At 43.8% G+C, this 15,912-nt stretch carries 13 protein-coding genes; 3 read left to right on the forward strand and 10 right to left on the reverse strand.

The genetic code is table 11. The annotated features are described in order from the left end of the window. Positions 1-76: 76 nt before the first annotated feature. Positions 77-2,161 carry an acyltransferase family protein gene (locus ACKTT9_RS29275; RefSeq protein ID WP_407868727.1) on the forward strand — a complete coding sequence of 695 codons (2,085 nt, stop codon included), beginning with the start codon at positions 77-79 and terminating at the stop codon, positions 2,159-2,161. 52 nt (positions 2,162-2,213) lie between these two features. Here ACKTT9_RS29275 and ACKTT9_RS29280 read toward each other — a convergent pair whose 3' ends face one another. Next, positions 2,214-3,737 (reverse strand): glycoside hydrolase family 31 protein, encoded by a 1,524-nt coding sequence (locus ACKTT9_RS29280; RefSeq protein ID WP_407868728.1) that lies wholly within the window; start codon positions 3,735-3,737, stop codon positions 2,214-2,216. Between the two features lie 113 nt (positions 3,738-3,850). On the opposite strand from ACKTT9_RS29280, the gene ACKTT9_RS29285 reads away from it, so the two are divergent. After that, positions 3,851-4,720 (forward strand): AraC family transcriptional regulator, encoded by an 870-nt coding sequence (locus tag ACKTT9_RS29285; RefSeq protein ID WP_407868729.1) that lies wholly within the window; start codon positions 3,851-3,853, stop codon positions 4,718-4,720. Here the strand turns inward: ACKTT9_RS29285 and ACKTT9_RS29290 are convergent, their stop codons facing one another. The 4 genes from ACKTT9_RS29290 to ACKTT9_RS29305 form a co-directional block, all read right to left on the reverse strand. Further along, positions 4,721-5,509, reverse strand: a complete 789-nt coding sequence (locus ACKTT9_RS29290) for a hypothetical protein (RefSeq protein ID WP_407868730.1) — start codon at positions 5,507-5,509, stop codon at positions 4,721-4,723. A 32-nt stretch (positions 5,510-5,541) separates the two neighbouring features. Next, positions 5,542-6,873 carry an SMI1/KNR4 family protein gene (locus ACKTT9_RS29295; RefSeq protein ID WP_407868731.1) on the reverse strand — a complete coding sequence of 444 codons (1,332 nt, stop codon included), beginning with the start codon at positions 6,871-6,873 and terminating at the stop codon, positions 5,542-5,544. A gap of 69 nt (positions 6,874-6,942) precedes the next feature. Continuing rightward, positions 6,943-7,473 carry a hypothetical protein gene (locus ACKTT9_RS29300; protein ID WP_407868732.1) on the reverse strand — a complete coding sequence of 177 codons (531 nt, stop codon included), beginning with the start codon at positions 7,471-7,473 and terminating at the stop codon, positions 6,943-6,945. Positions 7,474-7,799: 326 nt separating this feature from the next. Then, on the reverse strand, positions 7,800-8,465 hold the full coding sequence (locus ACKTT9_RS29305) for a methyltransferase family protein (RefSeq protein WP_407868733.1): 666 nt from the start codon (positions 8,463-8,465) through the stop codon (positions 7,800-7,802). 179 nt (positions 8,466-8,644) lie between these two features. Here ACKTT9_RS29305 and ACKTT9_RS29310 point away from each other — a divergent pair, with 179 nt between their 5' ends. Next, on the forward strand, positions 8,645-9,310 hold the full coding sequence (locus ACKTT9_RS29310; RefSeq protein WP_127454815.1) for an MgtC/SapB family protein: 666 nt from the start codon (positions 8,645-8,647) through the stop codon (positions 9,308-9,310). Between the two features lie 38 nt (positions 9,311-9,348). Here ACKTT9_RS29310 and ACKTT9_RS29315 read toward each other — a convergent pair whose 3' ends face one another. From ACKTT9_RS29315 to ACKTT9_RS29335, 5 genes are read right to left on the reverse strand one after another with little or no spacing between them, the layout of a single operon-like run. Beyond that, positions 9,349-10,665, reverse strand: coding sequence for an ABC transporter substrate-binding protein (locus ACKTT9_RS29315; protein WP_407868734.1), 1,317 nt, complete (start codon positions 10,663-10,665; stop codon positions 9,349-9,351). A gap of 29 nt (positions 10,666-10,694) precedes the next feature. Beyond that, a complete protein-coding gene (locus tag ACKTT9_RS29320; protein WP_407868735.1) occupies positions 10,695-12,260 on the reverse strand; it encodes a response regulator in 1,566 nt (521 codons plus the stop codon). Between the two features lie 10 nt (positions 12,261-12,270). After that, entirely contained in the window at positions 12,271-14,094 is a 1,824-nt protein-coding gene (locus ACKTT9_RS29325; RefSeq protein WP_407868736.1) for a sensor histidine kinase, read from the reverse strand. 18 nt (positions 14,095-14,112) lie between these two features. Beyond that, complete coding sequence (locus tag ACKTT9_RS29330; protein ID WP_407868737.1) at positions 14,113-14,931, reverse strand: carbohydrate ABC transporter permease; 819 nt, start codon at positions 14,929-14,931, stop codon at positions 14,113-14,115. An 11-nt stretch (positions 14,932-14,942) separates the two neighbouring features. Then, positions 14,943-15,863 (reverse strand): carbohydrate ABC transporter permease, encoded by a 921-nt coding sequence (locus tag ACKTT9_RS29335; protein WP_407868738.1) that lies wholly within the window; start codon positions 15,861-15,863, stop codon positions 14,943-14,945. Positions 15,864-15,912 lie beyond the last annotated feature (49 nt).

Raw genomic sequence — 15,912 nt, forward strand, 5'->3', positions numbered from 1 at the left:
AAAATTTGAACTCCTAATCGTAGATCTGAGTCTAAGTATTTGTTTCAGGAATCGACAAATTAGGGGAGCTAGCATCATGAAGGAAGTCAAACAAAATCATCCACGCTATATGCCTGGATTGGATGGGATCAGAGCACTGTCGGTCCTTGCTGTAATTGCGTATCATCTCAACTGGGGGTGGGCCTCGGGGGGATTCCTGGGAGTAAGTGTATTTTTTGTACTCTCCGGTTTCCTGATAACGGATATGCTGTTGGAAGAGCGCAAAAATAAAAATCGCATCGATCTAAAAAGATTTTGGATCCGCCGCATTCGCAGATTGCTTCCAGCCATGTTGTCAATGATCATCGCTGTCGCCATCTTTCTGGCGATTTCAAATCATGCCAGACTCATATCCATACAGGGGGATATTTGGTCGGCGGTAACCTATACTAGCAACTGGTACAACATCTTTCATCAAGTCTCCTATTTTGAGAGCTTCGGCCCTCCTTCACCGCTCGGGCATCTTTGGTCGCTCGCCATTGAAGAGCAATTTTATTTATTATGGCCTCTGATTATCATTGGCTTGAGTCGTTTCTTTAGCCCGACTCGTGGCAAGTTTGTCTTACTCACCCTCGCTGGTGCCATTCTTTCTTATCTCGCTATGGTGATTTTATATGAGCCCGGTACTGACCCTAGCCGGGTATATTACGGGACGGATACAAGAGCATTCGGGCTCTTGATCGGTGCAGCTCTTGCTTTTATATGCCCAAGCCGCAAACTTCTCGACCCTAACTCACGCAAAAATCGTTCATGGATAAATGTGACGGGTATCATTGGTCTTCTGGTTATCATTTACATGTTCCTTCAAACCGGAGAATACGATCAATCGCTGTACACCGGCGGTATGCTTGTCCTTTCGATTGCAGTCTCTTTCGTTATTGCAGCAGCAGCAAGCCCCTCTAGCTTTGTTAGCAAAATTCTCGGTTGGAAGCCTCTACGGTGGATTGGCGTTCGTTCTTATTCCATTTATCTTTGGCACTATCCTGTGATTGTATTAACAAGTTCGACTAGTCCTAATACGGATGTAAGCTATTTTCTTCAAATGATACAGTTAATACTTAGTATCGGATTTGCGGCTTTATCCTACACCTTTATCGAAAACCCGTTCCGAAACGGCAATTGGCGCATATGGACCCAAATTCCCGCATTTCGGTCGGAGGGACGTGCAAATCTGCTGCAATTTAAGTTTTTTATTCGACTCGTACCGATTGCCATTCTCATACTGATCTTCGTTTCCTGCATGTTCAATCGGAGCAGCACAGAGGTGGCACTCAATTCTCAAAGTCCAACGAGTACTAATGCGATTTCTTCGCCTTCTGATCAATTGACTGATGTAAAAAACGGTGTCTCGACAGCTACTCCTACCGTTGATACGACGCCTGACGTCATTGAAGCTGTTCCGACGCCTTCTCCCAAAGGCAAGAATATCCCTGTTTCGGCAAGCCCTGCCCCGACAGCTTCTCCTGAAGGTACCCCTTCGCCGGAACAGACGATTCTTGTCCCAACAGCAACTCCAGTAGTGGAAAATTCAGCTGCTCTGGCACCCCTTACCCCAGGGGCAACAAATCAGGATAACATCACACAGAGTGAGAAAAAGACGGCAACCTCGACGAACTCATCCGGTGCTTATACACGGGTTCCGTTAACCCAGAGGGTTACAGCTGTGGGGGATTCCGTCATGTTGGGCGCAGCTCCGGTTCTGGAGAAAATGTTTGAAGGGATTGTCGTTGACGGGAAAGTCGGTCGGCAACTGTCGCAGGCTACGGACATTATTAAGCAATTTAAGTCCGATAAGACACTAGGCCAAATTGTTGTCATTCACCTCGGAACGAACGGCCCTTTTACAACAGATCAGCTTGAAAAACTTCTCGATTCGATTGGGGAAGAGCGGAAAATCCTTCTCATTAATACACGTGTGCCTCGAAAATGGCAAGATACGGTAAATGATACGTTAGCCGATACAGGTAAAAAATATCCGAATGTCAAGCTGCTCGACTGGCATTCATTTAGTGAAGACAAGCCCGACTGGTTCGCTGGCGATGGCGTTCACTTGACGACCAAAGGTGCTGAAGCTTACTCCAAGTTTATTCTTGATTCAGTTACTTCTATAAAAAAGATATGATTGGTAAAAAGCCAGGAGCCCCTGTCAGATCAAGGATTCCTGGCTTTTATCATCACTGCTTTCTATAAAAAGGCAACCTGGCCAGCGGCACCTCAATCTCCAACTTAGCAGGACCTGACACCGTTGTACCGTCATCTCCAACCCATGTGCCCGTCGGAAAAATGACTTGGCGAGCTCGTGCCCCTTGGACGACAACAGGAGCAACCAAAAGTGAATGGCCCAGCATAAATTGATCTTGAATCATTTCCAAACCCTCTCCGGGAAATTCATAGGCCATATGACGAAGGATTGGCTCCCCAGTCCGTGAGGCATGTTTGGCAAGATCAAGGATTTCTTCGCCAAAGGCGGCATGAAGTCGGGCTGCTTCTACACAATAGCGCAGGTGCTCATCATTCAAAACCCGCCAAGGCGCTGCCGAGAACTGCATCATGGGGAATAAAGCCGAGCATTGAGCCGAACGAACAAATAATTCCGAATCCAATTGGTCAACTGAAAAGCTCGTAAACTCGCCTCCGCCGATCATATCCGGGCACGTATACGCATAGCCGAGAAGACCTTGTGCCAATCCATCCGGAATTAAGCAATCAAGCCCATTGTCCTCCCATCTATGCTGCTTGTCTTTCAGCCTTTGGACTAATGGCTGCCCCGCAAGCTTCCAACAAGCGCGATACTCATTGAGCGGATATTTCAGTCCAACTTTCGCCCAGGCTTCGCTATGACCGTTGCGTGTTGTTTTCTCATAACTCAAATCATCCGACTCATAGAACTCTAAATCGCCAGCATCCAGCTTAAAACCATCAATTCCGAATTGCGACTGCAAGGAATCAAGCTGCTCATGAATCCACGCAACAGCTTGCGGATTCGTACAGTCGAGAACGGCGCTGTATCCGTTCCACCATTTGCGAATCGCCGTTTTCCCCTCACCATCTTTTAAAAAAATCCCAGCCGGTTCCAGTTTACGAAATGTGCTGGAGTCCGGGCTAATAAACGGACAAACCCAAAGCATGACTTTAAATCCCCAGGCATGCAGTTCATCAACCATCTGCTTAGGCTGAGGAAAACGTCCTGGATGAAACGTCCAGGTGCCATAGGGTTCGTGCCAATTGTCATCAATCATGATGACGCCGGGCGGCATGCCATTTGCGAGCACATCTCTTGCATATTGCAATACTTTCTCTTGCGTTGGATTATAGAGCAGCTCGATCCACAGGTTATACTGCGGTGCAGTAAACAGCAGCTCTTCTGGCAATGTTGGAACTGCCGGGAAGAATGCACGGGCCGCATGACGGTATGCTCCGGCTAAAGTCTCATGCCCCTCTTCAACTTTCAATAAGGCAACCTCACCGATCACCCTTAACTCCTTAGGATCAATCTGAAAAGCGAACGGCTCCTCGCTCCAAACATATCGCCCTTTACTGGATACAAGCAGTGGGCAAGCCTGATTGGCTCCGCTGCTCGCTGCCAAGTCAACACGAAATAACGATGTGCCATACGGCATACTTTTCCCGTCTGCGACACGGCCTCCCCACCAATACTCGTCAGGCAATAATTCAATGACTAACTCATTATTAACCATCCAACATTCGCTCCCCTCTTTATAATCATTGTATCTCCTGAAGTAATGAGGGGACAATCTTAATGTAATGACTTATAATATAACAAAATTGACTTTTCTTAAGGAGAATTCCAATGCTCAAGCCCGCTGTATACGGATTTCGAAACGATGATACCTCCATCCTCACGCTCGATTCCATTGGATGGCAAATGATCAATAGCCCTGAATACAGCTTTAGCGGAGAAGAGCGTCCCGACTGCGGGCATGTCATTTTTCAATATACGATGAGTGGACAAGGTTATCTTGAGTATGAACAGCAACGTTTCCCTTTGACGAAAGGAACAGGTTTTTTAGTGAAGGTGCCTAGCAGCCATACATACTTTTACGGGGATCAAAAGGAACCATGGGAGATCATCTGGCTAAACTTGCGGGGAGAAGAGGCGAGTCGGATATGGGATTACGTGATGGCGTTGGAGGGGCCAGTCATCCAGAGAGATTCGGACACGCCTCTCATTCAGGGCCTTTGGAAACTCATGCGCATGGTCGCTGAAGATAAGGTCACCGACAAATATCACCTGTCCCTCGGCGTATATGAATGGATGCTCACACTCGTGCAATCCAGCCGAGAAATGACAAAAGACGTTAGCGCAAGCTCGAGCACGCTCATTCAGACAGCAAAAAAATACATGAGAGATCATTTTACAGATCCGCTCACATTGGATATGATCTCCGAGCATTGCGGAATTAATAAGCACTACCTCTGCAGGCTGTTTCAGCGGTCTGAGCAATCCTCGCCGCTGGCCTACCTAAGGGATCGGAGAGTCGAGGCCTCCATCGCCCTTCTCCGAACCACTGACCTGCCTGTTCAGGACATTGGCCAAACATGCGGCTTTGACAGCCCCAGCTACTTCGGCAAAATCTTCCGCCAATACATGCATATGACGCCAAAGGAATATCGAATGAAGAAGCTGGAGTTTCCTTATGATGCGATTTATTTGGAGTGATTAGGGGGAAGTATCACGAACCAAAGTTACTTCCTTTGAAATTAACAATTCTTCGATTCGCTGCAATTTTAACAGGTCATTATTCTCAATTGCCTTGTGCTCTCTAAGTTCGTTAAAATCTCCATTTATAAGGTGAAGTGTGAAGGGTGACGTAGCCCCAAAACCTCCATAGAAACAGTCTTCAAGACTGTCTAGAGTAAAACCGTAGTACCCTCCTGGCCCATTCATTGCCTCACCGAAAGCACAATAAAAGGAGAGCGGATCAACTACATTTGTCATATCCAAGTAAAAGTGATTTTCCTCAACAGATCTAAATCTATTTTGGTTAAAGAGAGAGTGTAAACGGACCACTTCCATCCAACCTTTTCTTTGCTTCTGCGTTAGAGCAACCCAATTATTACTAGTTAACGGTTTTGAGGTTACCCATTTATTCCAAATCTCTGAAGCTTCAATAGATGGTGTTGTTGCGAACCCGCCAAATATTGTCAAATTAATCCTTTCCCGATTAGCAGCATCCTCTTTATTAAATCGATATGGTTTTTCAGGAACGAAGAAATATTCTCCAATTGGCTCCTTTCCCTGAGAAAGTATGTGTATATGCATCCCGCCCATTCTAGATTTGGTAGTTAAACAGTGTTGAATATAAGTTTCTCTGAACTGTAAACCTACAAACGTTATTTCATATATGTAGCAAGCAATTTTCTTGCGCCCATCTAGAAATCCAATAATATCGTTGCATTCGCCTATGATAAGATTATTTTCATCTTCTACAAGTAAATATTTATTCATGAAAGCCTCCGAAACTTAGAAAAAACAGTTTATTAGATGATTTTCTCAACATTATCAATGATTTTTTTTATAATCGACTTTTTGGTGTTAAGTGTCTCTGAATCATGAATTCTCATTAAAAAGTCCACAAGTTTTTCCCTGTTCGGAACCCCATAGACCTTTAATTGCATGAGATCATATGGTTTCTTTCGTTCACGAATCATTTCCTCTAACGCATGAATCAGTGTTAACTGATGTCGAGTTTCCATTTCTGACCACTTATTAATGTCTTCCCATGTCGGTGATGAAAATGCGAATAGTTCAGCCCAACCATTTGTGGCAGGTAGTCGACCATTCTTCTCAAGCCAAGTTATTACGCGATTTGATTGGAATACTGACAAATGCTTTAATGCTTCATAAGGATTAACCACAGTTTCTGATATTCCCTCTAAGTATTCGATAACTAAAGGATAACCTTCCTCAAATGGCAAACACCTAGCGGTTAAATACGATCTGTCAGCAGGATCCAAATAACTTGACTCTAACCATTGCTCTCTGACCCATGCTTCAGCGTTGTTTTTAACTACCTCTCCGATTATTAAACATAAAACTTTCGATTCTTTTGCATGACAATTAGGCAGTCGTTTTAGCACATTTTCAAGAATTTCCGAATGATCGAATTGACGAAGTGCGTTTACTTCTCTTGCTTTGACTTCCCCATGGTACAAAATATATTGGAATAAGGATTCAAGTAATTCACTGGCATCTTCAAAACGCAAGCTCTGAAATGAATGAAACCAATTCTTCCATCGGTCTGCTTTTTCCGATTTAGTTTCAATCCCATGGGGGCCTAGAAAGTCTTCATATTGCCATATCTCTGCACCAATACAACTGAGTTCTGTCATGTTATTAAGATATTCCATAAAGGAAGCCGCTATAGGAATAACATTGTCTGTCTCATGATCCCAGTATACAATAGGAGGATTAGAATCATTACTCAAATCTAAAGCTAAATAATCACCATTCCTGACTTGAAAAAAAGTAAGTTTCCCCTTCAAGTTGATCGCGTAATCTTCTGCCGAATCTTCTCCCCAATATTCCAACCCATCCAGACTCCAGCCGATTTCCCCACTAAATATTTCTCTAAATTCTTGGGGGAGTATAGCTTCTTCGGGTAACGACCATCTCAAATAAAGCTGTTTTGAATTTTCTAGAAAAACATTCTTTAACTCACAAGGGATATTGATTCCTAGAGTAAACTCTTTCTTTTTAATTTCCAAATCGCTTGCGGGTTCACTCTTAGCGAGTTCGATTATTTTACCACCATTGTTTTTTATCTTCTCTACTATTGAAGACCATTTTTCGATCAGTCTATCGACAACCATATTTACCTCCTGTTACTTGAGTGAAACAGGGAACAGCTGCCGCGGCGATCTGTTCCCTGTTTTTGTGCTTTAGACGAAAGGCTTATAATCCTGTTCGTACGATAATTTAGTTTCCTCATACGTTGGAATATCAATGAGTTCAACATTTTCTATATTCAATCCTAAAAAATCCTTTGCAATTATTCTCACGCTAGTCTTTATCTCGTCAATGTCCCAAGATATAGATAATTTTGTCCACATATCAATATAGACAGGTTTATAGCCGTCTGTATTCGTAGGAGCAGAATGAGGAACTTGACGAGAAACATCTTCTAAGTCTCTTGGGTATATATAATGATAATGAATATCTTCGTCACCATTTATAAAACTTTTAATTTCATCACAATATTCTTTATCATCGCCTATAATATCCATATCGTATTTTAAAAGATGCCTAAGACCTGTCACGGTTGTAAGCTCAAAATATCCTAAAAACTTTTTTTGCTCTTGATCGGAATAAAGTGTAATTTCATCATTACAGCTCTTGCTGCAAAAACCATAAACTCCATACCAAAATAACCAATGTCTCACTCGGGCGTATATTGTTTGGATATCAATCACCTACCTGAAAGTCTTTGATCGTCTTACTAACCGAATAACAAAATCAATGATAATCCCAATCAAAAAGAATGAAAAAAAATGTATAAGGTAGACACGATAATACAGCCTGATACTTGAACTATCAGCAGCTAGTTTTGCGCTCTCAAAATTAAAAATCCAGTGACGGAATGGCTCCTTATACACCATATAATTCAAGACTGGATTTAATCCAATGAGAAGTATGTTTTTGTCATCGTTTCCCCAGTAATTGTTTAAGCAGATTAGGATACTGAGTAAGCTGAGCCAAAATGTAAATTTCCTTAATAGAAACAGCGAGTTCACCTCCATTACCAAATAAAAGGAATTAAATGATAACGAATCTTTTTACAGTAATCTTCATACCCTGCTAACTCCTTTAACAATATCTTTTCTTCATTTAACAGCCTCAGCACAATAAAAATAATGATTAAAATTGCGGGAATCAATGCCCAAATTGAACCTAATGCAAGAGGAGTGAACAGGATAATGGATATTGCCCCGGTATACATCGGATGCCGCACCAAGGCATAAGGGCCTGTTGATATCACTTGCTGGTTCTCACTTACTTCAATAATGGCAGATGTAAATGAATTCTCTTTAAAAACTAAAAAAACAATGATAAAACCTAGCAAGACGAAGAAATCCGCGACGAATACAAGATAGAAAGGAACATCTGACCAACTAAATCTATAATCTAAACCTGGAAGCACTAACAATCCAATAAAAAATATGGCGCCAGAAATGGATTGGAAAATCTTTTGTTCCTTTTCTACTTCTTTAGCATGAACTCTTCGTTCTATGAGCTCAGGATCTCTTTTCAAGAAATAACGATTGATGTACATCGTTGATCCAAAAAAGATGGCAAAATAAATCCACGCTTCAGAGAAATGTAAAGACCCCGCGGGTAAAAATAAAAATGCAAAAAAAACGATTGCAAACAAGATCGTTCTCATATAAACGTTTTTCTTTAACACCACAGCACCTCCAAAGTTCTCAAATCGTGTTTAAATAGATATTCGATTATTGGGTTTATTTCCCTTTATTTGCATACTATTCTCTCTATGGAACAATGAGAAATTGATCTTTTCTACGCAGTAGGGTAAAATTTCCGATAAAGCGCTTTCAATATTTTCGTGAAAAGGATGGGATCTACATGATGGGATTCGAATATTTACTTCAAGTGATGATTGCCGGAATTTGCGGACTATTCATTGGATATGAGCGTAAAAACAGAATGAAAGAAGCCGGGATTAGAACTCATTTTGTTGTTGCTATTGGTGCTTCTTTGATGATGTTAGTTTCAAAATATGGCTTTTATGATGAACTAGGACAAACTGGCATAGCACTCGATCCATCAAGAATAGCAGCCCAGGTTGTAAGTGGTGTAGGTTTTTTAGGAGCAGGCATGATCTTTATGCAGCGTCATACGGTCAAAGGCCTTACCACAGCAGCAGGAATCTGGGCAACGGCAGGCATCGGGATGGCGATTGGATCCGGCTTATATGTTTTGGGAATTGGGGTTACCGTATTAATTCTTATTGCTCAAATCGTGTTACACAGACGGTTCACTTGGCTAGCTGCGCCTAAATCAGAACACCTGATTATACGTATTATCGACGAAGCAGGTTCTTTAGAAAATATGCAAAAAACACTGAAAGAAAAAAATATCAGGATCGTAAATTTTCAAAGTGAGAAATTAAGGGGAACCTCCGAAATTCTTTTGGATCTTACGATTAAGCTGCCTGCGGAATTAGATTTTGAACAAATGATTTCCCTCTTTCACAACATCTCTTTCGTTAATGCCGTTGAAGTCCAGTAATGCAGAGACCGGAACCCCTGCGGGTCCCGGCCTCTTTATTAGTTCGCAAGAATATCGTTTATCTTCTTCTCTAACGAAATCAAACCTTCCTCCGGGTCCAATCCGCCCAAAATAATGCTTTGCAGATCCTCCGACAACGTTGTGAAAATCGTCGCGTATTTGTCCGTTTTCGGCGCAAATTTAACTTGGCGCTGAGCTTCAATAAAGATATCCCGGTAAGGCATCTGCTGATAGGCCTGACTCTGCACGACAGCCCGATTGGCGGGAACATGCCCTGCTTGCCCCCAGAGGGTGCTGCCTACTTCTGAAAAATAGGTCATGAAGGCCATCGCCGCCTTCTGTTTCTCTTTAGTCACGTAACTCGGTACGACCAGTGTATGAGAGCTGCCCCAATGGACCGGGCTGCCGAATATGGGCGGAAGCGGCGCAACGCCGACCCGCAGCGATTTTTCGCTCAAGTGATGTCCTGCTTCCCAAACACCGCCGAACCATAACGCCGCTTTCCCGTTGTGAAAGGAGTCCCATGGCGTTTTGTCATTCAAGTCAGCCAGACGCTTCGCATACAGCAGTTGATAAAACTTCAACACTTGCAAAGCTTTGTCATTATGTATCGCGGCTTTGGAAAGATCCGGCGTCAGCAGATCACCGCCAGCCTCATAATATAAGTTCAGAAAAGGTTCCTGAAAGTAAGGTGTATTCACCGCAATGGGCTGAACCCCCGGCACTTTCGTCTGAATTTGCGTCAACATCTGAATAAAGCCTTCCGGCGATGTTTTACCGAGCTTAAGGGTCTCATCCTCATTCAGCAAATTTGCTTGTTTCAGAATCTCTTTATTGTAGTAAAGAACATGAAAATGCGTATCCAGCGGAATTGCATATGGCTTCCCGTTAAAGCTTACGCTTTGTACGTTAAAACTCTCAATTTCGTCAAAATGGAAACCGCTTTCGTTAGCCAAGGCATCCAACGCCAGTATTTGTTTTGCTTTGATAAAAGGAGAAATGCGATCAACGTGCGCCACGGCGACGTCCGGCCCTTTTCCTGAAGAGAGCGCCGTGCTCAGTTTTACATAATATTCATTGGACTCCAACCTAAGCTGCTTTACGAAAACCGCTTTCTGCGAAGTGTTAAAGCTCCGAATAATCTGCTCGACATAATCGCCTTCGCCTCCCCCAAATGGATTCCAAAAAGAAATTTCGACGGGAGGCATGTCCCCTTGTGCCAATTTCTCCTTGGCCAATTGCGGCGCATTGGTTTCTAACGCATTCGAGCATCCTGTGAAAGTCAGGTAAGTCAGGGCGATCCCCCCAATGCACAAAGCACGCAAGAACCGCCCCTTGTTTCTATGATTTAGCATAACATTCCCCCTGATATGGCATCTCACCTCTATCTCTTAGCGCGAGTTCTATACTCCGATGGAGAAACACCGACATTCTTTTTAAACACTTTGGAAAAATATTTCGGATCGGCAATACCTACCAGATGACCGATATCAGCCGTCTTCAGCTCCCCTGTGAGTAAAGATTTCGCCTTTTCAATGCGGATGCGTGTCAAATATTCCAGGAAGCTTTCGCCCATCTCCTTTTTAAACAAGTTGGCAAAATAATTTTTGCTCAAATGGACAAGATTCGAGATCGATTGAAGCGAAATTTCTTGCTGATAATACTGCTGGATATACTGCGTAGCTTTTATGATGCTGTTTCGGTCGCTGTTATAAATCTGAATCATATGCTGAAGCAGCTCCTGATAAGCTCCCATAAACCAGGTTTTGCTCTGACCTAGTGTTTCCAGTTTGGATAACTCGTCAAAATATTGCTTTTTTAACTGCATGATACTCATCTGATCGCTAGATACATCGGACCATAACGTTGTCAGCATAATCAAAAGCTCCAGCGAAATAATTTGCACAATGTCATAATCTTTGCGGGCGTCCAACTGCTCGAACAGTTCTTCCAGGTAGGACTGCAATTCCTTGGTTTGAAAAGCGTACACCATCGAATGAATATGGTTTGTGCTTATTTTTATCGGCTCACCTGCTGGATTCATTCCCGGCACATAATCGGTGCCATAGGCGATCACTTTGCCGCTGCCAACGAACATTTTAAACTTAACTGCCGCTCTTGCTTGCTCGTATGCGGTATGCAGCTCAGTTAATTCTTGAAATTCTCCGCTAATTCCGATGGTGAAACACAGGCCATAACTGGCGTCAAGCTGAGTTAGACATGCCTCCGCTGCCTCACGGGCAGCCTTCTGGCCCTGCCGATGGGGCATGCCGATGAGCAGCAGCACATTCATTTCCCCTTGCCGATCGGGGAACACCTCATAGGCAAGCTCCCGTGCCTGCAGCACGCTATCTAATACCTTTCGCAGAGCGGATTGTTCCTCCGCGAAACCCACATTCGTCGCATCCTTACCCATGTGGAGCAAATAAAAGGGAGCGCTTCCTGAATTTCTAAAGTTGTTCTGGAGACTGCTTATATCTCGCTGAGCCCCCTCGACAAGCTCCTGTAGAAGCTTCTCCTTCCACAACGGCTCCACGGCTGGTTCCTCATGGATCGCTCCGGTTGGTGAAGTGATTTCTATGGCTTCCTTGACCTTCAGCAAAGCTTGCTCAAAATCTCGTGGCATCATATCCGATTTAATTAAGTACTCCGAAACGCCGTTGCGAATCGCTTCCTTGGCATACCCGAAGTCCTCGATATTGCTGAGGATCAGAATTTTCATGTGAGGGTTTATTTTACGCACCTCTGAAATGAGGGCAATTCCGTCCATGAGCGGCATTTTAATATCGGTAATCAGGATATCCGGCATTTCCTTACTCATAAGTTCCAACGCTTCTTGGCCGTTAGAAGCCTCTCCCATAACGATTAAGCCAAGTTTCTCCCAATCGATCATCGAACGAATGCCAAACCTAACGATATATTCATCTTCTACAATGATGACTCGAAACATGTTATTCCTCCTACTCGATCACGGGAAGCCAAATCCCGATGCTCGTTCCTTCATCCAGCGTACTCTGAATATCTAAGCCGTACGGCTTTCCGCAAATCAGCTTGATTCGCTCATCAACATTGGCTAAACCGATACCACCCATTTTATCAGCGGAGGCCTCTTGAAACGGTGTCTGCAAACTCTTCACGAGACCCGGGTCCATCCCTCTTCCGTTATCTGCCACTAGAAAACGAATGCCCCCGTCCGGATGCAGCGAGCAGCGGATATGTATTTCTCCTCCGGACTCGCGGTCGGAGAACGCATGGAGTATCGCATTTTCCACAATCGGCTGCAAAATAAGCTTAGGTGTCTTCAGATTACGGACCTCTTCGTCAATTTGAAAATACGTTTGAATGTCGAAATTGAACCTGAATTTCTGAATCCCCAGATAGCATTGGACATGCTCGATTTCTTCTTCGACCGTGACTGTTTCTTCTCCCTTGCCCAGTGAAATTCGCAGGAGCCGCGAAAGCAAGCTGACCATCTCGGCAGCATTGTTCGCCTTCTGCAGGAGAGCCGTCCATTTAATTATGTCTAGTGTATTGTACAAAAAGTGAGGATTAATCTGCGCCTGCAGCGCTTTCAGCTCCGCTGCGCGCTTATGGCTTTGCTCCTCATAGACCGCTTTAAGCAGCTCGTCAAGCCGGGTCACCATGTAATTGAAATTTTCGCCCCATATATCAAACTCGTCATTACGCCGCTTGGCCTTGAAGCGCACGGTCAAATCACCCGACATCACCTGACGCATCAAACGGATCATTTTCAAAATCGGTTTCGAAATCGAATTGGCCAGAAACATCGCCGTCACGATCGAAAAACCGATACAAATCAGCGCAATCACGATGATGATTTGCAGCATGCGGTTAGAGTCTTTGTACAAGGCAGACTCCGAAATGACATTTACGACCATCCAGTCGTTGGTATGCAGCTTTTTGTAATTCACGATCCATTTCTGCCCAGCATGCTTAAGTGGAAAACCATTGGTTTCGTCAGAAGACTGCAGCAATTGGTTTGAGCCCTGTTCCCCCAGTACTTCCCGAACATTTTTCCCTAAAAATTGATTGTCTGGATAGGAAATAATTTGACCGCCGCCATCAATAATGAAACTTTGGAGATCGGAGGAGCTCTTCGTCACTTTGCTGACGATTTCCTTGAGTACATCTTCGCGAATATCAAGCACGGCGATGATGCCAACAGGGCTGTCGTCAGAGGTTTTATAAATCTGCTTAGCCAATGAGAACACGTGGACGCTCTGTGAATTCAAACTGTCGACATACGTCCCGAAACGGGTCGGGAACCATCGGAAGTTGCTGCCATCCTCAAGTGTCTTGAGAAACGGCGTTACGATGCCGGCGGAACGGTCGCTCCAGCGGTAAATACCCTTTATATAGTGCGTTTTCGTTAGAAAGGAGATCGATTGAAAATCTTGATTAATCGCTATAATGGTCGATAGCTTCGTCGTTAAGGATAAGCTGTCCAAATCATACTGTCCGTTATCAACCCGATCGAGCGTGCGCAGCATGGAAACGATTTCATTATTGTTTACGACTTGCATCATCATGTCTTTATAGATGCCAAGCCGTGTATCGATATTATCGGCAGTTTGCTTGAGCAGCTGCTCGGAATATTCGGTGACTTTATTGTTGATGGTTGATTTCGAGATGGAATAAGAAATAAATCCCATTGCAACCAGAGGCGTCAATGAGAACAGAAATAAAAGCAGCATCCATTTATAACGTATGCTGCTCGTCCATATGAGTATCCTTTTATTTTTCTTTTCAGGTCGTTTCGCCATGATGGAAATCCCTTCTATCTATCCTTTAACCCCTGACATCGCCACGCCTTGGACAATGTGTCTTTGTAGCAGAATAAACACCACGATGGTTGGGATTGCTGCAATTGAGCTTGCCGCCATAATCATATTCAGGGACATTATATTATTCGACAAAAACGTTGGAAGTCCTGCCGAAAGAATCATGTTCTCTTGCGAGGTAATGGATAGGTAAGGCCATAAGAAGTTGTTCCAGGACAGAATAAAATAAAATATGCCGACGGACACCATTGCCGATTTCGTAAGCGGTAAACAGATGCGCAGCCACAAGTTGATACTCCTGCAGCCGTCAATCTGCGCTGCTTCAATATAATCCTTAGGGACACCGTCCATAAACTGCTTCAGCAGCAGAATACCGAGGGGATTCGTCAAGCCAGGGAGAATAATCGCCCAGATATTATCGATTAGTTTCAAGTGCAGCGTTGTCTCATATAGCGGGATCAGGATGGCCTCCGTCGGGATGAGCAGTCCTGAAACGATGAGCAGATAGAACAAGCCTTTGGATTTAAAAGGCAATTTGGAAAAAGAGAAAGCTGCCAGCGAGCTGAATAATAAGGAGACCACGGTGGTTATTACACCAATCACTGCCGAATTCCAGGTCCATCTCAGGATCTGGGAATCCTTCATCACTTTGGCATAATTAGCGAAGGTCAAATCAGACCATTTTATCCAATCACTTAAGGTATAGACATTGACGCCATTGGGCTTTAATGACACCAGAAGCATCCATATGAGGGGAAAAATAAACAATAGGGCAAGAACGACGGCGACGGCATTCAGCGTAATTCGTTTTATTGGCATTGGGACCTCCGTTAGTCTTGACGATCTGTCAGTTTAAATTGAATCAGGGCAATGAGCAGCATCATGAGACAAAAAACAATGGACTGAGCGGAAGCAAGGCCGAACATATCCTTTTTAAATCCTGTCACATAAATGTATCTGATCATCGTATTCGTCGAATCGCCCGGACCGCCGCCTGTCATGATTTGAACTTGCCCGAATAGTTTCAGACACGCAATAACCTGATAAAACACCTGTATTTTCATGACTCTAGACAAACCCGGGAGCGTAATATGCCAAAATTGCTTCCAGGCGCCTGCGCCATCTATTTTCGCAGCTTCATAATGATCCGTGGGAATTTCTTGTAACCCAGCTAGAAACAAAACCATGACGAACCCAACCGTCCACCAATTGGTCGTTATCGTAATCGCCCACCACGCAAAATTTTTATCCGTTAACCAGTGAATTTCTCCAGGGATGCCAATAAGCTTTAAAAAAGCATGGATCGGTCCGTACTTGGAGTCGAACATACGCAGCCAAATAAAACTGATAACAGAAACCGAAAGCACATACGGCAAGAAAAATATAGAACGAATCGTTGTTCGGAATACAATTTTTTGATTGATCAGCAGCGCCAATACCAGTCCAAGTACAATAACCGCCGGCGTACAAATCAAAACGAAGTAAACCGAGTGCCACATATACAAGTAAAAGTCTGAATCGGTAAAAATTTTCTTGTAATTCGCGAAGCCAACAAACTTTTGCATGCCTTGAATGTTCCATACGTGCAGGCTCATCCACGCCCCACGACATACCGGCCAGAGGTAGAAAATCGTAAAGGGAATGAGGAACGGTATCAGGTACAAAATCGCTTTCCAGTCATTAAGAAAAGGCCAAACGTAGGTTTTTCGAAGGACAACCGTCCCCTCGTTCTCTCTCACTTTAGTCTCCATAGGGTATACTCCTTCAATCTTTGCTCTGTACTCCAAACTAAAAAACCGG

It is taken from the genome of Paenibacillus sp. P36 (assembly GCF_045866505.1).
Classification (GTDB): domain Bacteria; phylum Bacillota; class Bacilli; order Paenibacillales; family NBRC-103111; genus Paenibacillus_E; species Paenibacillus_E chondroitinus.